The organism is Telluria sp. ZB4P36 (assembly GCF_059685865.1).
On the sequence record NZ_JCASIE010000005.1, the window covers coordinates 186,980 to 202,171 of the forward strand.

Consider the following 15,192-nt stretch of genomic DNA (forward strand, 5'->3'; position numbering starts at 1 on the left):
CTAATCCTTATGCGAGCTTGCGCGGCAGGCAGGCGGCCAGCTCGCCGGCAACACGGTCGAGCACTTCGTCGTTGGTATAGCCCAGGCCGATGACGTCGCCGGTGAAGCGGTCGACCGCCTCGCCCAGGCGGCGTTCGCGCTCGGCATCCGACAGCAGCTGGCGTGGCGGCAGCACGAACAAGCCGAGGCCCGCGCGCGCTTCGACCCAGCCTTCGGCGGCCAGTTCGCCGTAGGCCTTGGCCACGGTGTTCGGATTGATCGACAGCTGCTGGGCCAGGCCGCGCACGCTGGGCAGGGCGGCGCCCACCGGCAGCTCGCCGCCGGCGATCAGGCGGCGTACGCCGTCGACGATCTGGCGGTTGATCGGGCGGGTGTCGCCGGTGGCGATGTTGAGCATCAGGGGTGTTCGGCGGCTCATGCGGTCTCCAGACTGTACTAGTACGGTTAGTACAGTAGCATCGCGCCAGGACCCCGTCAATACCCAGTGCATGGGAGGGGAGGTGGCGCCCGTCAGGACAGGCGCGTGCCGGCCTCGGGCAAGGCGATGGACGTGCGCAGGAAATCGAACATGGCCTTCATCCGCCCGAGGTAGCGGGTATCGGGATGGGCCAGCGCCCACAGGCCGATGTCCAGCCCGGGCAAGGGATCGCCGATCATCTCCACCTGCGGATGCCCGCGCATCACCGCCAGTGGCACCACCCCGACGCCCAGGCCGTTCACCACGGCGCCCGCGACCGCCAGCAGGTTGCCGACCTTGTAGCGTGGCGTCACCGCCGGCAGGGCCTCGCGGCGCCATAGCTGCGAGGGGTGCTCCGCCAGGCTGTCGTCCAGGGCGATCCAGTCCATCTCCACGAGCTGGCGGTCGGCCGGCTGCGCGGCCAGGTAATCCCTGCCGCCCCACAGCGCCGAGCGCATGGTGCCGAGCCGGATGCCGACCAGGTGTTCCGGCGGCGCATTGGTGACGCGGATGGCGATATCGGCCTCGCGCTACCCCAGGTTGGCGATCGCATTCGAGGTCACCAGCTCGAGGGCGATGCGCGGAAAGGCGGCGCTGAAGCGCGGCAGCACCGGCAACAGCACGGTGTGGAACAGGGTCTCGGTGAGCGTGATGCGCAGCAGGCCGGAAGGCTCGGCGTCCTGGTTGAAGGCGGTCTCGCGCGCTTCCTCGAGCTGTCGTTCGATGCGCTCCGCATGCGCGGCGAGGGCGCGTCCGAGCGTGGTGGCGGCATAGCCGTGGCGGCCGCGATCGAACAGCAGTTCGCCGATGTCCTTCTCGATGCGCCGGATCGCGCGAAATACCGTGGACGCATCCACCTGCATCCGTTCGGCAGCCCGCGCCAGGGTACGGCCGCGGTGCAGGGCCAGGATGATTTCGAGGTCCGGCAGGCCCAGCTTCGCTTGCATGTTTGCAGGGGGTGGTTTCATGGCTGCTTATTTTAATGGAGGCCCTGCATGGCTAGAGTGAACGCACTTCCAACCACTTTGCAAAGGCAGATCATGAAACGCTACAGCATCGCCCCTTACGCCGCATTGCTGCTGCGCCTCGCGCTCGGCGCCACCTGGCTGTCGCACGCCTTCCTGAAGCTGGCGGCCTTCAGTATGCCCGCACTTGCCGCCTTCCTCAATGCGCAAGGCATGCCCACGCCGATCGCGTGGCCGGTCGCGCTGCTGGAACTGGCGGGCGGCGTCCTGATCATCCTCGGCATCCATGGTCGCGTGGCCTCGCTGGCATTGCTGCCCCTGCTGGCCGGCGCCCTGGTCGCGCACACCGGCAATGGCTGGACGGCGATGGTTCCCGGCGGCGGCTGGCTGTACCCGTCCTTCCTGATGATGGCGACACTGCTCCACCTCAGGGTAGGGGATGGCGCCGCCGCGCTGCGTCAGGAACCCAGCTGCAAGCCCTTGGCTTCGCACCATGCGCGCAGGGCAGCCACGGTGCGCTCCTGACGGAAGGCATGCCAGGCGGCGAGCAGGCCGCGTTCCTGCGCCAGCCTGGCAAAACGTTCGAAGCCGCCCGCGCCGCGCAGCATCGCGCCCACCGTATCCTCTTCGCCGGGCAGGTGCCGGCGCACGAAATCGAGCACGAGGGCCTGGCCCAGGCCGAGGCGGCTGCACCCGGGCACCGGGATGTATTTTGCGTCGTTGTGGATATCCTCCGGCAACGGCGTGTGGCTGCCCACCATGTCGGCCTTGACCAGCACTGCGCCGGTGGCAGGGCAGACCCAGGCCCTGCCGGCGCGCGGCGGATCGGCCAGGATCACCGCATTCTCGAGTTCGTCCGCATTCACGCTTGCCATGCTCGCCTCCAAAAGAAAAAAGCCTGCAAGGCGTTAACCTTACAGGCTTTCTCGAGGTGGACGGCGCCGGAACGAACCGGCGCCTGGCCAGCACAATTACATCATGCCGTCCATGCCGCCCATGCCGCCCATGCCACCCATGCCGCCCATGCCGCCGGCCGGCTTGTCTTCGGTGACTTCCGAGACCATGCAGTCGGTGGTCAGCATCAGGCCGGCGATCGACGCTGCGTTCTGCAGGGCCGAACGGGTGACCTTGGCCGGATCCAGCACGCCCATTTCGACCATGTCGCCGTAGGTGCCGTTGGCGGCGTTGTAGCCGTAGTTGCCGGTGCCGGCGATGACGGCTGCCACCACGACCGACGGCTCGTCGCCGGCGTTCTGGACGATCATGCGCAGCGGCTCTTCCATGGCGCGCAGGACGATCTTGATGCCTGCGTCCTGGTCAGGGTTGTCGCCCTTGATGTCGATGTTCGAACGCGCGCGCAGCAGGGCCACGCCGCCGCCCGGGACGATGCCTTCTTCCACGGCAGCGCGGGTAGCGTGCAGCGCGTCTTCCACGCGTGCCTTCTTCTCTTTCATCTCGACTTCGGTGGCTGCACCGACGCGGATCACGGCAACGCCGCCGGCCAGCTTGGCCACGCGCTCTTGCAGTTTTTCGCGGTCGTAGTCCGAGGTCGCTTCTTCGATCTGGACGCGGACCATCTTGACGCGTGCTTCGATCGCTTCAGCGGCGCCGGCGCCGTCGATGATGATGGTGTTTTCCTTGCCCACTTCGACGCGCTTGGCCTGGCCCAGTTCGTTCAGCGTGACCTTTTCCAGGGTCAGGCCGACTTCTTCGGCGATCACCTGGCCACCGGTCAGGATGGCGATGTCTTCCAGCATGGCCTTGCGGCGGTCGCCGAAGCCAGGCGCCTTGACGGCGACGGTCTTCAGGATGCCACGGATGTTGTTGACCACCAGGGTCGCCAGCGCTTCGCCTTCGATGTCTTCGGCGACGATCACCAGCGGACGGCCGGCCTTGGCGACTTGCTCGAGCACCGGCAGCAGGTCACGGATGTTCGAGATCTTCTTGTCGCACAGCAGGATGAACGGGTTCTCGTGAACGGCGACCTGCTTGTCCGGGTTGTTGATGAAGTACGGCGACAGGTAGCCGCGGTCGAACTGCATGCCTTCCACGATGTCCAGCTCGTCGTTCAGCGACTTGCCGTCTTCGACGGTGATGACGCCTTCCTTGCCGACTTTTTCCATTGCCTCGGCAATGCGCTCGCCGATCGAGGTTTCCGAGTTGGCCGAGATGGCGCCGACTTGTGCGATCTCTTTCGAGGTCGTGGTCGGCTTGGCGATCTTCTTCAGTTCTTCGACGGTGGCGGCGACGGCCTTGTCGATGCCGCGCTTCAGGTCCATCGGGTTCATGCCGGCGGCAACGAACTTCATGCCTTCGCGGACGATGGCTTGTGCCAGCACGGTCGCGGTGGTGGTGCCGTCACCGGCGTTGTCGCTGGTCTTCGAAGCGACTTCCTTGACCATCTGCGCGCCCATGTTCTGGAGCTTGTCCTTCAGTTCGATCTCTTTCGCGACCGAGACGCCGTCCTTGGTGACGGTCGGGGCGCCGAACGAGCGCTCCAGCACGACGTTGCGGCCTTTCGGGCCCAGGGTGACCTTGACTGCGTTGGCGAGGATGTTGACGCCTTCAACCATCTTGGCGCGCGCTGCGTCGCCGAAAATTACTTCTTTAGCTGCCATGTCTTGTTTCTCCGAATGGTTTCGAGGGTATTGAGGGAGGATGCGAGATTACAGGGCCACGACGGCCATGATGTCTTCTTCGCGCATGACCAGCAGTTCCTGGCCATCGACCTTGACGGCCTGGCCCGAGTACTTGCCGAACAGGACGCGGTCGCCGACCTTCACTTCCAGCGGACGGACCTGGCCGTTTTCCTGCACCTTGCCGTTACCGACGGCGAGGATTTCACCCTGGTCCGGCTTCTCGGCGGCTGCATCAGGAATGATCAGGCCGGATGCAGTTTTGGTTTCCTGGTCGAGACGCTTCACGATTACGCGATCGTGCAAAGGACGAAGGTTCATGCAAAACTCCTTATTTTTCAGTGGTTTGACTAGCGATTCAGTGCCGCCGCCAGGTGGCGTCGGCTTCGAAAGAGTTGTTAGCACTCTCTGCTAACGAGTGCTAATTATAGGGATCATAACATCTCATTTCAAGACGCTGTGTGTGTCCGCGTACCGACTTTTTTGACGAAGACCAATGTAATGGAGGGCTGAGCAGGGTTTTGCCGTGGTCTCGCCGACAACAGCCGGGCAGGGTACACTGGATGCCAAGGCCGTGACGCGCGCTTGCGATTCGGTTGACGGAAAAACCATCTCAGTCCTATAGTGTCGAATGATTTCCGAATTCCAAGACCTCTCCGACAAAATCGACCGGCTCGCCCAGCTGACCCAGTCGCTGCGTGCCGAGAACTACCTGCTGCGCCAGGCCAACAGCCTGCTGAGCGCCGAGAATCTCGCGTTCAAGGAGCGACTGAACGAGGCCCAGCGCCGCGTCGAGGCGTTGCTCGAGCAGTTTCCCGCACCGGAGGAACCCGAGGCGCCCGAAGCCGACGGCGAAGCCAGCGAGGCCACCCAATGATCCATCTCGATTGCACCATCATGGGCCAGCCTTACCGCCTGGCCTGCCGCGAAGGCGAGGAGCGCACCCTGCGCGAAGCGGTCAGCTACCTGGACGGCAAGATGTGCGCGCTGCGCGACTCGGGCAAGGTCAAGGGCACCGACCGCATCGCGGTCATGGCGGCGCTCAGCGTGGCGGCCGAATTCCTGTCGGTGAAATCGCCCCAGGGCCCGCTGTCCGACATGTCGATCCTCGAAGTCAAGCAGAAGCTGGAAGCGATGCACACCGTCCTCGACAAGGCCTTGGCGCCGCAGGAAAACCTGTCCTGAATGTCGGGATTGAATTCGGAATCGGTTGACATGCTCGGCCAACAGAGTAAACTGCGCTCTACCCTGCGGTGTTCGAGATTTGTCATATATTCCTTGAACCATTCTTTCGCATAGGTTGTGGGACATGCTTGGTGGGCGCGAGCGTCACTAGTCTGACGAACCCGAAATTGAGCTGACTGCGACCACCTTGAGCCTTTTGGTTCGGGATGCCGGCAATAACGACACAGGCGGGGCTACACACACGAGCGGTTGCGCACCTTGGTACGCAGCCGCTTTTTTTATGGGGCGATGTGATGGAGATGCGATGCGCTATTGGTTGATGAAATCCGAACCGGACGAAGTCAGTTTCGACGACGTGCTGGCGGCGCCCGCGAAGACCGTGTCCTGGTTCGGGGTGCGCAACTACCAGGCGCGCAACTTCATGCGCGACGCCATGTCGGCCGGCGACGGCATCCTGTTCTACCACTCCAGCTGCGCGGTGCCCGGCGTGGCCGGCATCGCCGAAGTGGCCAGCGCCCCCTATCCGGACGCCACCCAGTTCGATCCATCCTCCCCCTACCACGACCCCAAGGCGAAGCAGGAAGAACCGCGCTGGATCTCGGTCGACGTGCGCGCGCTGGAAGCGGGGCGCTACCTGCCGCTGGCCGAACTGCGCGCCACGCCGGGGCTGGAAGACATGGTGCTGCTGCAGAAGGGCAGCCGGCTGTCGGTGTCGCCGGTGACGCAGGCGGAGTGGAACACCATCGTCGCCCTGGTGCGCGAAGGGAAGCGCTGATGGACATCGGCCTGATCCTGGCCCTGCTGGCCATGGGCGCCTTCGGCGGCTTCGCGGCCGGGCTGCTCGGCATCGGCGGCGGCATGATCCTGGTGCCATTCATCACGATGATCTTCACGGCGCGCGGCATTGCGCCGGAGCTGACCATCCACATGGTGATCGCGACCTCGCTCGCGACCATCCTGTTCACCTCCCTGTCCTCGGTGCGCGCCCACCACCAGCACGGCGCGGTGCTGTGGCCCGTGGTGAAGCTGCTGGCGCCTGGCATCCTGGTCGGTTCCTGGATCGGTCCCTGGATCGGCAAGCAGATGGATTCCTCGGTACTGGCGGCCTTCTTCGGCGTCTTCGTCGCCTTCTCGGCCACCCAGATGCTGATCTGGAAAAAGCCGGCGGCCGCCCGTGCACTGCCGGGGACGGCGGGGATGTTCGCCACCGGCGGCTTCATCGGCACGCTGTCGGGCATCGTCGGCGCCGGCGGCGGCTTCGTGTCGGTGCCCTTCATGACCTGGTGCGGAGTAAGCATCCACAATGCGGTCGCCACCAGCGCGGCGCTGGGCTTCCCGATCGCACTGTCGGGGACCATCTCGAATATTTATTTCGGCTGGGGCGAGCCCGGGCTGCCGGAATACGCGCTCGGCTTCATCTACCTGCCGGCGCTGGCCATCATCGTGCTGGCCAGCGTGACGATGGCGCCGGTCGGCGCACGCACCGCGCACCGGATGCCGGTGCGCCGGCTGCAGCAGGTGTTCGCGGTGATCCTGTATGCGCTGGCGGCCTACATGTTCTGGAAAGCGTTCAACTAGGCCGTGCATACATGTTGACGCGGCGGCGCGGCTTCGGTACCGTCGCATACACACATATGTCAGCCGATACCATCCGCCTTCTTCAAGCAGCGTCGCCCGCCGGGCAGGGCGCGATGTCGCGTGTCGCGGCGGGCTTCCTGCTGTTCGCCTTCTTCTGGATCGTGGCGGCGGCCGCCTTCTCGGGCTTTGCCGGCAAGTGGGGACTGCGCGACGGCGATCCGCGCTTCGGCGTCTCGGCCATGCTCGAGATGGGGGCGCACAAGCCCTTCGTCTACCGCCAGCTGCTGCCGGACCTGGCGCGCCGCCTCGATGCCCTCGCCCCGGAGCGCCTCAAGGAGCGGGTCGCCAGACGCTTCCGTCCCGAAGAGGTCTTCGCCAAGAGCCATCCCGGCAGCACGGACGGCGAGCGCTTCCGCTACGCGGTCGTGTACTACCTCAGCTTCCTCGCGCTGCTGGGCAGCCTGTTCGTGCTGCGCCGGATCCTGCTGCACTTTAACGTCTCGCCGCTGGCCGCGGTGCTGGCGCCGACCGCCTTCGCATTGAGTTTCCCCTACCTGCAGACCGTGGGCGGCTACTTCTACGACACGGTCGAACTGCTGTTCGCCAGCCTGGCCTTCCTGCTGGCCCTGCGCGCCCGGCTGCTGGCGCTGGCGGCGCTGGTGCTGGTGGCAACCCTGAACAAGGAGACCTTCTTCTTCGTGCTGCCGGCCTTGTATCCGCTGCTGCGCAGCCGGCTGTCGCGCCGCACGGCCTGGCTGGCGATCGGCCTGCTGGTGCTGCTGGCCGGCCTGATGAACCTGGCGCTGAAGGCGGCCTACCTCGACGCCTTCGGCGGCGCGCTCGAATTCCACCTGCAGGCGAACGTCGCGGCCTATTTGTCGGGCAATCCCTACTTCCGCCTCGAGACCACCTATGGCCTGGTGGGTCCGTCGCGCGCCTTCGTCGGCACCCTGGCGGTGCTGGGGATCGTGCTGTGGCGCGCCTGGCCGCTGGCGCCGCGCGTGCTGCGCCGCCACCTGGCGCTCTGCGCGCTGGTCAACCTGCCGCTGTTCCTGGCCTTTTGCGCCACCGGAGAATTGCGCAACCTGAGCACGACCTTCACCGGCCTGGTGCTGCTGGTGGCCTTCCTGATCGATCGCGAGGCCAGCCTGCGCAGCGGCCTGCGCGCGCTGGCCCCCGCAATCGGCGAGGGTGCAAGGCTGGCCTCGCGTCAGGCCTGAAGCCGGCGCATGCGCGCGCGGTCCAGCGGCAGGTCGCGCACGCGCAGGCCGCAGGCATCCGCCACCGCGTTCGCCAGCGCCGCCGCGGCCGGTCCCTGGGCCGCTTCGCCGGTGCCCAGGAAGGGCTGGCCCGGCCGGTCCAGCAGGTGCACGGCGAGGCGGTCCGGCACCCCGTTGAAACGCAGGATCGGATAGCCGGCCCAGTCCTGGCTCAGCACCCGGCCGGCATCGAAGCGCACCGCTTCCAGCAGGGTCCAGCTGGCCGACTGGAGGATGCCGCCCTCGATCTGGTTGCGCACGCCGTCGGGGCTGACCACCTCGCCGCAATCGACCGCCGCATCGCCGCGCACGATGCGCACGAAGCCCGTCTCCAGCGCCACCTCGACTTCCAGCGCCACGGCGCAGTAGGCCGCCGAGTTCTTGTAGCGGGCGAAGGCGAAGCCGCGGCCGCGCCGCGGCGTCTTCTTGTAGGCATCCCAGCCGAACCTGGCCGCCGCCAGCTTCGCAACCTCGATGGCGCGCGGATCGGCCAGGTGGCGCAGGCGGAAGGCCACCGGGTCGGCGCGCGCGGCGCGCGCCAGCTCGTCCATGAAGCTTTCGATCGCGAACACGTTGCAGTAGGCGCCGAGCGAGCGCAGCGCCGAGGTGCGGAAGGGGCCGGCCGGCTGGAAATGGTGGGTCACGCGCGCGTTCGGCAGCGCGTAGTAGGGAATCGCATTGCGGTCGCCGCCGCCTTCCGGCTGCGGGATCGGCTTCGGCGCGGGCGGCGCAAATGGACGTGCCAGCAGGGTGGCGGCCAGCAGGTTGCCGGCCTTGCCGGGGCGGGTGGCATGGGCCTGGCTCCAGACCTCGTAGTGCCAGTCGACGATGGCGCCGGCCGCATCCAGGGTCGCCCGCACCTCCGCCACCATCGCCGGGCCGAAAGGTTCCCAGGCGTGTTCGTCCTCGCGCATCCACTGCACCCGCACCGGCAGGTCGGGGAAGGCGCGCGCCAGCAGCACCGCGTCGGCCGCGACGTCGTCGGCGCCGTTGTGGCCGTAGCAGCCGGACCCTTCGGCATGGATGCAGCGCACCGCTTCCTCGGGCGCGCCCAGCAGCTCGGCCAGCGCGGTGCGCAGCGGGTAGACGCCCTGTGAATGCGTCCACACCGTATAGCGGCCGCCTTCCAGCAGGGCGATCGCACACGAAGGGCCGATCGAGGCGTGCAGCTGATAGGGGCGGGTGTAACGCGCGCGCAGGCTGCGGCCCGCCGTTCCCGGCACGCCGCGCGCCAGCACCTGCTGCGGCGCGGAGGGCAGGCTGCGCACCTGGGCGGCGACGTCGCGGCCGGCCGGCAGGGTCGCCGGCGGCTTTGCCAGCACCTCCCAGCGCGCCGCCTGCGCCAGGGCCTTGGCCGCCTTCACGGCGCGGTACTCCTCGTCCGCGATCACGGCCAGGAAGCGGCCGTCCTGCACCACTTCCAGCACGCCGGGCAGGCGCGCCACCGCCGCCCTGTCGACGCCGAGCAGGCGCGCATCGGGGGAAGGCGGGCGCACCACGCGGCCATGCATCATGGCCGGCAGGCGGATGTCCTGCAGGTAGGCCAGTTGCCCTTTCAGCTTGCCGGGGATGTCGACCCGCGGCAGCGTGACCCCGATATGGCGCCGCGCGTTCGCCATGCGCGGCGGCAGGGCATCGGTCGCGCGCACGTGCTGCTCGCTGCCCGCCACCAGTTCGCTGAAGCTCACGCGGCGCCCGTCCGGCGCCCGGAACACGCTGTTGTCCTGGGCCAGCGATGCGGCCGGCACCTGCAGGCGCGCCGCGGCCCGTTGGTGCAGCAGGGCGCGCACCTGGGCCGCCGCGTGGCGGATTGCGGTGGCGCTGTCCTGCATCGAGTGGCTGCCGGCCGTATAGCCTTCATCGGGCGTGCGTTCGGTGTCGGCGGTGATCAGGATCAGGCGCCCCGGATCGATCTGCAGTTCGTGCGCGGCCACCTGCAGCAGCGCGGTCTTGATGCCCTGGCCCAGCTCCACCTTGCCGGTGAAGACCGTGACCCGGTTGTCGGCGCCGACCCGGATCCAGGCATCCAGCCAGGGCTGGTCCGCCAGGCTGCCGGGCAGCGCGCCTGGCGCGGCGCGCAAGGGCAGCGCGAAGGACAGGGTCAGGGCGCCGCCGCTTGCCAGGAAGCGGCGCCGGCCGGGATGCTGGAGGGCCTGGTCCATCAGTAGTTCCGGATCGGCTGGGCCGCCAGCACGTCGGCGGCGCGGCGCACCGCGCGCAGGATGCGCAGGTGGGTGCCGCAGCGGCACAGGTTCGGCTGCATCCAGCTGCGGATCTGGGCGTCGGTGGGCGAGGCCACCTGCTCGAACAGGGCGGTGGCACGCATGATCATGCCGGCGATGCAGTAGCCGCACTGCGCCGCCTGCTCGTCGACAAAGGCCTGCTGCAGCACCGAACTCGGCACCCAGCGCGTGCCGCCCGACTCCACCGTACGCACGGCGCGGCTTCCCACCATCGACACCGGCAGCAGGCAGGACATCACCGCCTCCTTGTCGAGCATCACGGTGCAGGAGCCGCACTGGCCCAGGCCGCAGCCGAACTTGGCGCCGTTGAGTTTCAGGTCGTTGCGCAGCACGTAGAGCAGCGGGGTGTCGGCATCGACGTCGACGGTGTGCGGCTTGCCGTTGACCTGCAGGGTGTATGTGCTCATGGTTGCTTTGCTTTCTTCACCGTCTCGTCGAGCCCTGGCCAGGGCTCGGCCTGCGCGCCATAGCGCCGCAGGTAAGCCGCCAGCGCCGTAAGCTGTTCATCGCCCAGCAGCGTGGCGAAGCCCGGCATCCAGCGCCCCGCTTCGCCCTCGGGCGGCACGATGCCCTCGCGTACGATGCGGACCAGGCTGCGCGGGACGGGGTCGTACAGGGCCACCGCCTTCTGCAGCTGCAGCGCCGCGCCGGAACTCAGGCCGCGCCCCGCGTCGTGGCAGCTGGCGCAGGCCATCGTATAGGTCTCGTAGCCGAGGCGCATGCGCGCCAGGTCGGGGTCCTTGTCGGCAGGGGCGGGCAGGGGGCCGTCCCGGCGTGCCGGCGTGACGCGCTCCGGCGCCTGTTTCAGGAAGCCGTGGATGTAGATGGCGATGGCGGCGACGTCGGCCTCGTCGGCCTGTCCGAACTGGACCACCACGTCCTGCATCGGGCCGCCCGCGATGGCGTGGCCGGGCGCGATGCCGGTACGCAGGTACTGCGTGAGCTGCGCGCGCGTCCACGGCAGCGGCGTCTGGGATCGCGCATTCAGCGCCGGTGCATACCAGTCCTCGGCCTCGCCGCCGTCGAGCTGGCGCTTGACATCGGGGCCGCCGAACGCGTTGCGCGGCGTGTGGCATGCCGTGCAGTGTGCGAGCGTGTTGGCCAGGTAGGCGCCGCGGTTCCAGGCGGCCGGCTGCCGCGGGTCGGTCTTCCAGGGCGTTTCGTCGAGGTAGAGCAGGTTCCAGAACGCCAGCAGCGGGCGGAAGCCGAAGGGGAAGCGCATCCGGTTCTCGCGCGCCGGCGCCGCGAGGGCAGGGCGCGTCATGAAGTAGGCGTACAGGGCGAGCATGTCGTCCTGCGCCAGTTTCGTGTAGTGGTTGTAGGGGAAGGCGGGGTAGAGCAGGCGGCCGTCGCGCGAGACGCCCTGGCGCATGGAGCGGTCGAAGGCCTCCAGGCTCCAGCCGCCGATGCCGGTGCCGGCATGGGGCGTGATGTTGGTGCTGAAGACGGTGCCGAAGGGCGTTGTCAAGGCCAGGCCGCCGGCGAAGGGCTTGATTGGGTCGGCCGTGTGGCAGGACGCGCACATGCCCAGCGTCGCCAGCCTGGCGCCGCGCGCAACCAGAGCCTGGTCGAAGCGGGCCGGCGCGGCCTGCGGCGCGAGCGCAGGGCGCCAGCTGATGAAGAAGGCGGCGAGCGCCAGCACGGCGAACACCGCCAGTGCCACCCACCATCCAAGCCGCCTGGTTTTTTTCTTTGTCTGCATGTCGATTTCCGCACCCGCCGATCGTCGAGACAGGCAAGCACCTCTCATCAACGCACGGAGAATAACATGAGCGAATCGACAACACCGAAGGGCCCGGCCTCCTACTTCCCCTCGATCGAGAAAAAGTACGGCCAGCCGGTCGCGCACTGGTTCGGCCTACTGGCCGGCAAGCCGGGCATGAAGCACATGGAGCTGGTCGGCTGGCTCAAGGACGAGCATGGCCTGGGACACGGCCACGCCAACGCCCTGGTCGCCCACCACCTTGCGGCGCGCGCCTCCTGAAAGGTGGTGGTATGCTGGTGCCATGACTACCGATTCCGACATCGAGCTGTCCGGCCCCTTCCAGGCCAAGGACGGCAACGGCCGTACCCTCGACGTCAAGGCGATCCGCATCTTCGACGAGGGCTACGGGATCATCGACGTGTACGTCGACTTCAAGGACAGGCTGGAGCCCGGCGCGTTCAGGGACACGGTGCTGGTGCGCCAGCTCGTCGACCGCCTGCGCGCGCTCGGCTACAAGGGCCCGGACTTCGGGCACAGCGACCCGGGCCTGCAGGAGAGCAAACTGATCGTGCTCGAGGCGCCCGAGGAGTTCACCGCCTTCGCCAAGAGCCGCGGCTGGAAAAACCTGGCCGAAGACTTCGAATAGTCAGGCGGTTGCCGGGCGCCCGTTCGGCTGGCGGTAAGCCCAGGCCAGCATGATGAGGGCGCCGACGATCATCGGCAGCGACAGCATCTGGCCCGAAGTGACCGGCACGCCAAGCACGCTGACTTCCCAGTCGGGAACCCGGAAGTATTCGGTGGTGAAACGCGCGCAGCCGTACAGCAGGGTGAACATGGCGCCCACCGCCAGGCGTGGACGCTGCTTGCGCGCGTAGGGCCACAGGATCAGGAACACGACGATCCCGTCCAGCAGCATCTGGTACAGCGGCGACGGGTGGCGCGGACCTTCGACGCCCGGCCACAGCATGGCCCAGGGCAGGCTGGGGTCGGCGATGCGCCCCGGCAGTTCGGCATTGATGAAGTTGCCCAGGCGGCCGGCGGCATACCCGAGCGGCACCATCGGCGCGATGAAGTCGTAGACGTCGAGCAGGTTGCGCTTAGCTTTGCGCGCCCACAGGGCCATGGCGATCAGCACGCCGAGAAAGCCGCCGTGGAAGGACATGCCGCCGCGCCAGACCATGAAGATCTCGAGCGGGTGGTCGAAGAAGTAGGCCGGCTGGTAGAACAGCACTTCGCCCAGGCGGCCGCCCAGCACCACGCCGAGCATGCCGTAGAACAGCATGTCGTCCAGGTCCTCGGCCTTCCAGCCTTGCGCGGCGATGTGGGGCTGGCGGATGCGGACCCGGCCCAGGATCAGGAACAGGGCGAAGGCCACCACGTACATCAGGCCATACCAGTGGATCTGCACCGGTCCGATGGCAAAGGCGATGGGATCCGGCTGCGGATGAATCAGCATAATGAATTAGTCTTTCTCGAGTAGTTCCAGGAAGCCCCTGAGCACGGGTGAGTCATGATCGCGGCGCCAGGCCAGGCCGGTTTCGGCCAGCGGCGTGGGATCGAGCAGGGCACGGTATTCCACGCCTACGCGCATCAGGTTCGACACGGATTGTGGCACAAGTGCCAATCCCATGCCGCCGGAAACCAGGCTGACGATGGTCTGCATCTGCAGCGCTTCCTGGCCGATGACCGGGGTGATGCCGGCCGCGCGGAAGCACGACAGGATGGCGTCGTGCAGGGCCGGCGCCGCGGTGCGCGGGAAGATCACCAGCGGCAGCGGCGGCAGGTCGCGCAGGCGTACCGGCCCGGTGCCGCGCAAGGCATCCAGCCCGGCGGGGGCGCACAGGATCAGCGGTTCTTCCAGCACCTTCATGTAATCGAGGGCGGCATCGGCATGGCCGGGCAGCGGCGGGATCACGAAGCCGGCGTCGATGCGGCCGCTCAGCAGTTCCTCGGCCTGCACGTCGGAGGTCGCTTCGCGCAGCACCAGTCCCACGTCCGGGAAGGCGGCGCGGTAGCGCTGCAGGATCGCGGGCAGCACGCTGTAGTCGGCGGTGGAGACGAAGGCCAGCGTCAGGCGGCCCGCTTCGCCCGCGGCGACCCGGCGCACCAGGGCCGGCAGGGCGCCGGCGTCTTCCAGGATGCGGCGCGCTTCCGGCAGCAGGGCGCCGCCGGCGGCGGTGAGGGCCACCTGGCGGCGATTACGCAGGAACAGCGGGGCGCCGAGCAGTTCTTCCAGCCCGGCGATGCTTTGCGACAGCGGCGGCTGCGTCATGTGCAGGCGCTCGGCGGCGCGGCCGAAATGCAGTTCTTCGGCGACCGTCACGAAATGGCGGAGCTGGCGGAGTTCGAGGTTCATTGATACGCGTGGTGTATGGATCAGGCCCGGTGATATGTAGAACATATCACACTACACGCGGCGTATCGGCGGAGAAGATCAGGTCTTGCGGCGTTTGGTGAAGGTCTGCCTGACGCGCGCTTCGCGGTGGATGTCGAGGACCTTGTGTTCCTTCTTCTTGTCGAGCCCGAGCGCCTTTTCGATGAACTCGAACCAGACGAAGGCGCACACCATCAGGGCGGAGATGGTCCACCAGGACAGTTCGGCAAAACGCCAGACTTCGAACAGGCGCAGCACGCACAGGGCGGCAATGATCAGGATGAGCGGCATGGAAGACTCCTTCAGCATGCATATTACAAACAAAACGTTTCTGTGTGGAAAAATTTTACAATTTGTGGAAATTCGTCAACGTCCTGCCGCCTCTTGGTTACAGAGTGTATCCCTGCATGAAGCCAGCGAAAAACCACGGTAGAATGAGCTTGTCATGAACCTGGAGAAACAAATGAAACGGTCTTTGTTGTTGTGTGTGGTGATGTCGGCCTTCGCTTCCACCAGCGCGTTCGCACAAGCCGACCTGGCGAAAGCCAAGAACTGCATGGCTTGCCACGCCGTGGCCAACAAGCTGGTCGGCCCCGCCTACAAGGACGTTGCCGCCAAGTACAATGGCCAGAAGGGCGCCGAGGACAAGCTGGTGCAGAAGGTCATGAAAGGCGGCGCAGGCGTCTGGGGCCCGGTCCCGATGCCGGCCAACCCGCAGGTGAGCGAGGCCGAAGCCCGCAGCCTGGTGAAATGGGTGATGGCGCAGAAATAAATCTGCCGCTGAAACAAG

Annotated in this window: 19 protein-coding genes, 1 other RNA gene and 1 pseudogene; 10 read left to right on the plus strand and 11 right to left on the minus strand. The window is 67.1% G+C overall.

The genetic code is table 11. The annotated features are described in order from the left end of the window. Positions 1–7: 7 nt before the first annotated feature. Together AC56LK_RS10090 and AC56LK_RS10095 are read right to left on the minus strand one after the other, a co-directional pair. Positions 8–418 (minus strand): GntR family transcriptional regulator, encoded by a 411-nt coding sequence (locus AC56LK_RS10090; protein WP_497184418.1) that lies wholly within the window; start codon positions 416–418, stop codon positions 8–10. Positions 419–510: 92 nt separating this feature from the next. Continuing rightward, positions 511–1,425 (minus strand): annotated as a pseudogene (locus AC56LK_RS10095) (LysR family transcriptional regulator). Positions 1,426–1,497: 72 nt separating this feature from the next. Between AC56LK_RS10095 and AC56LK_RS10100 the strand changes: the two are divergent. Beyond that, complete coding sequence (locus tag AC56LK_RS10100) at positions 1,498–1,947, plus strand: DoxX family membrane protein (RefSeq protein WP_497184419.1); 450 nt, start codon at positions 1,498–1,500, stop codon at positions 1,945–1,947. Here AC56LK_RS10100 and AC56LK_RS10105 read toward each other — a convergent pair. The 3 genes from AC56LK_RS10105 to groES all read right to left on the minus strand — a co-directional run bounded on the left by AC56LK_RS10105 (position 1,881) and on the right by groES (position 4,379). Next, on the minus strand, positions 1,881–2,297 hold the full coding sequence (locus AC56LK_RS10105) for a hypothetical protein (protein ID WP_497184420.1): 417 nt from the start codon (positions 2,295–2,297) through the stop codon (positions 1,881–1,883). The genes AC56LK_RS10100 and AC56LK_RS10105 overlap by 67 nt on opposite strands. A 96-nt stretch (positions 2,298–2,393) precedes the next feature. Then, positions 2,394–4,040, minus strand: a complete 1,647-nt coding sequence (groL, locus tag AC56LK_RS10110; protein WP_436104543.1) for a chaperonin GroEL — start codon at positions 4,038–4,040, stop codon at positions 2,394–2,396. Between the two features lie 48 nt (positions 4,041–4,088). Then, entirely contained in the window at positions 4,089–4,379 is a 291-nt protein-coding gene (groES, locus tag AC56LK_RS10115) for a co-chaperone GroES (RefSeq protein ID WP_281910124.1), read from the minus strand. A gap of 310 nt (positions 4,380–4,689) precedes the next feature. Here groES and AC56LK_RS10120 point away from each other — a divergent pair, with 310 nt between their 5' ends. From AC56LK_RS10120 to AC56LK_RS10145, 6 genes are all read left to right on the plus strand, one after another. Then, complete coding sequence (locus tag AC56LK_RS10120) at positions 4,690–4,935, plus strand: hypothetical protein (RefSeq protein ID WP_436104544.1); 246 nt, start codon at positions 4,690–4,692, stop codon at positions 4,933–4,935. Continuing rightward, the gene (locus AC56LK_RS10125; protein ID WP_436104545.1) at positions 4,932–5,243 is read left to right on the plus strand and encodes a cell division protein ZapA; all 312 of its coding nucleotides are present in this window, start codon (positions 4,932–4,934) and stop codon (positions 5,241–5,243) included. The genes AC56LK_RS10120 and AC56LK_RS10125 overlap by 4 nt, the downstream gene beginning before the upstream one ends. A 57-nt stretch (positions 5,244–5,300) precedes the next feature. After that, positions 5,301–5,481, plus strand: a non-coding RNA gene (ssrS, locus tag AC56LK_RS10130) — 6S RNA. Positions 5,482–5,547: 66 nt separating this feature from the next. Further along, the gene (locus AC56LK_RS10135) at positions 5,548–6,018 is read left to right on the plus strand and encodes an EVE domain-containing protein (protein WP_497184421.1); all 471 of its coding nucleotides are present in this window, start codon (positions 5,548–5,550) and stop codon (positions 6,016–6,018) included. After that, positions 6,018–6,821, plus strand: a complete 804-nt coding sequence (locus tag AC56LK_RS10140) for a sulfite exporter TauE/SafE family protein (RefSeq protein ID WP_497184422.1) — start codon at positions 6,018–6,020, stop codon at positions 6,819–6,821. Before AC56LK_RS10135 ends, AC56LK_RS10140 begins: the two co-directional genes overlap by 1 nt. Before the next feature lie 56 nt (positions 6,822–6,877). After that, positions 6,878–8,041: a hypothetical protein gene (locus AC56LK_RS10145; protein WP_497184423.1), complete on the plus strand. Its 1,164-nt coding sequence runs from the start codon at positions 6,878–6,880 to the stop codon at positions 8,039–8,041. Here AC56LK_RS10145 and AC56LK_RS10150 read toward each other — a convergent pair. From AC56LK_RS10150 to AC56LK_RS10160, 3 genes are read right to left on the minus strand one after another with little or no spacing between them, the layout of a single operon-like run. After that, a complete protein-coding gene (locus AC56LK_RS10150) occupies positions 8,032–10,242 on the minus strand; it encodes a xanthine dehydrogenase family protein molybdopterin-binding subunit (protein WP_497184424.1) in 2,211 nt (736 codons plus the stop codon). The genes AC56LK_RS10145 and AC56LK_RS10150 overlap by 10 nt on opposite strands. Next, positions 10,242–10,730: a (2Fe-2S)-binding protein gene (locus AC56LK_RS10155; RefSeq protein ID WP_497184425.1), complete on the minus strand. Its 489-nt coding sequence runs from the start codon at positions 10,728–10,730 to the stop codon at positions 10,242–10,244. Before AC56LK_RS10155 ends, AC56LK_RS10150 begins: the two co-directional genes overlap by 1 nt. Next, positions 10,727–12,025: a c-type cytochrome gene (locus AC56LK_RS10160; RefSeq protein WP_497184426.1), complete on the minus strand. Its 1,299-nt coding sequence runs from the start codon at positions 12,023–12,025 to the stop codon at positions 10,727–10,729. Before AC56LK_RS10160 ends, AC56LK_RS10155 begins: the two co-directional genes overlap by 4 nt. A 66-nt stretch (positions 12,026–12,091) precedes the next feature. On the opposite strand from AC56LK_RS10160, the gene AC56LK_RS10165 reads away from it, so the two are divergent. Together AC56LK_RS10165 and AC56LK_RS10170 are read left to right on the plus strand one after the other, a co-directional pair. Next, positions 12,092–12,307 (plus strand): DUF4287 domain-containing protein, encoded by a 216-nt coding sequence (locus AC56LK_RS10165; protein ID WP_497184427.1) that lies wholly within the window; start codon positions 12,092–12,094, stop codon positions 12,305–12,307. A 22-nt stretch (positions 12,308–12,329) separates the two neighbouring features. Then, positions 12,330–12,674 carry a hypothetical protein gene (locus tag AC56LK_RS10170; RefSeq protein WP_436104552.1) on the plus strand — a complete coding sequence of 115 codons (345 nt, stop codon included), beginning with the start codon at positions 12,330–12,332 and terminating at the stop codon, positions 12,672–12,674. Here AC56LK_RS10170 and lgt read toward each other — a convergent pair whose 3' ends face one another. The 3 genes from lgt to AC56LK_RS10185 form a co-directional block, all read right to left on the minus strand. Beyond that, complete coding sequence (gene lgt, locus AC56LK_RS10175; protein WP_497184428.1) at positions 12,675–13,484, minus strand: prolipoprotein diacylglyceryl transferase; 810 nt, start codon at positions 13,482–13,484, stop codon at positions 12,675–12,677. It abuts the gene before it with no gap. Between the two features lie 6 nt (positions 13,485–13,490). Continuing rightward, the gene (locus AC56LK_RS10180; RefSeq protein WP_497184429.1) at positions 13,491–14,384 is read right to left on the minus strand and encodes a LysR family transcriptional regulator; all 894 of its coding nucleotides are present in this window, start codon (positions 14,382–14,384) and stop codon (positions 13,491–13,493) included. 78 nt (positions 14,385–14,462) lie between these two features. Continuing rightward, complete coding sequence (locus AC56LK_RS10185) at positions 14,463–14,693, minus strand: TIGR04438 family Trp-rich protein (protein WP_497184430.1); 231 nt, start codon at positions 14,691–14,693, stop codon at positions 14,463–14,465. 172 nt (positions 14,694–14,865) lie between these two features. On the opposite strand from AC56LK_RS10185, the gene AC56LK_RS10190 reads away from it, so the two are divergent. Continuing rightward, complete coding sequence (locus AC56LK_RS10190) at positions 14,866–15,174, plus strand: c-type cytochrome (protein ID WP_497184431.1); 309 nt, start codon at positions 14,866–14,868, stop codon at positions 15,172–15,174. The last annotated feature ends 18 nt before the right edge of the window (positions 15,175–15,192 follow it).

What these genes read in the sequence shown, in the direction of transcription:
- AC56LK_RS10140 (WP_497184422.1), top strand. Translation starts at nt 6,018, where the DNA reads ATGGACATCGGCCTGATCCTGGCCCTGCTGGCCATGGGCGCCTTCGGC.
- AC56LK_RS10145 (WP_497184423.1), top strand. Translation starts at nt 6,878, where the DNA reads ATGTCAGCCGATACCATCCGCCTTCTTCAAGCAGCGTCGCCCGCCGGG.
- AC56LK_RS10100 (WP_497184419.1), top strand. Translation starts at nt 1,498, where the DNA reads ATGAAACGCTACAGCATCGCCCCTTACGCCGCATTGCTGCTGCGCCTC.
- AC56LK_RS10155 (WP_497184425.1), bottom strand. Translation starts at nt 10,730, where the DNA reads ATGAGCACATACACCCTGCAGGTCAACGGCAAGCCGCACACCGTCGAC.
- AC56LK_RS10160 (WP_497184426.1), bottom strand. Translation starts at nt 12,025, where the DNA reads ATGCAGACAAAGAAAAAAACCAGGCGGCTTGGATGGTGGGTGGCACTG.
- AC56LK_RS10170 (WP_436104552.1), top strand. Translation starts at nt 12,330, where the DNA reads ATGACTACCGATTCCGACATCGAGCTGTCCGGCCCCTTCCAGGCCAAG.
- AC56LK_RS10165 (WP_497184427.1), top strand. Translation starts at nt 12,092, where the DNA reads ATGAGCGAATCGACAACACCGAAGGGCCCGGCCTCCTACTTCCCCTCG.
- groES (WP_281910124.1), bottom strand. Translation starts at nt 4,379, where the DNA reads ATGAACCTTCGTCCTTTGCACGATCGCGTAATCGTGAAGCGTCTCGAC.
- AC56LK_RS10120 (WP_436104544.1), top strand. Translation starts at nt 4,690, where the DNA reads ATGATTTCCGAATTCCAAGACCTCTCCGACAAAATCGACCGGCTCGCC.
- AC56LK_RS10135 (WP_497184421.1), top strand. Translation starts at nt 5,548, where the DNA reads ATGCGCTATTGGTTGATGAAATCCGAACCGGACGAAGTCAGTTTCGAC.
- AC56LK_RS10125 (WP_436104545.1), top strand. Translation starts at nt 4,932, where the DNA reads ATGATCCATCTCGATTGCACCATCATGGGCCAGCCTTACCGCCTGGCC.
- AC56LK_RS10105 (WP_497184420.1), bottom strand. Translation starts at nt 2,297, where the DNA reads ATGGCAAGCGTGAATGCGGACGAACTCGAGAATGCGGTGATCCTGGCC.
- lgt (WP_497184428.1), bottom strand. Translation starts at nt 13,484, where the DNA reads ATGCTGATTCATCCGCAGCCGGATCCCATCGCCTTTGCCATCGGACCG.
- AC56LK_RS10150 (WP_497184424.1), bottom strand. Translation starts at nt 10,242, where the DNA reads ATGGACCAGGCCCTCCAGCATCCCGGCCGGCGCCGCTTCCTGGCAAGC.
- AC56LK_RS10090 (WP_497184418.1), bottom strand. Translation starts at nt 418, where the DNA reads ATGAGCCGCCGAACACCCCTGATGCTCAACATCGCCACCGGCGACACC.
- AC56LK_RS10180 (WP_497184429.1), bottom strand. Translation starts at nt 14,384, where the DNA reads ATGAACCTCGAACTCCGCCAGCTCCGCCATTTCGTGACGGTCGCCGAA.
- AC56LK_RS10185 (WP_497184430.1), bottom strand. Translation starts at nt 14,693, where the DNA reads ATGCCGCTCATCCTGATCATTGCCGCCCTGTGCGTGCTGCGCCTGTTC.
- AC56LK_RS10190 (WP_497184431.1), top strand. Translation starts at nt 14,866, where the DNA reads ATGAAACGGTCTTTGTTGTTGTGTGTGGTGATGTCGGCCTTCGCTTCC.
- groL (WP_436104543.1), bottom strand. Translation starts at nt 4,040, where the DNA reads ATGGCAGCTAAAGAAGTAATTTTCGGCGACGCAGCGCGCGCCAAGATG.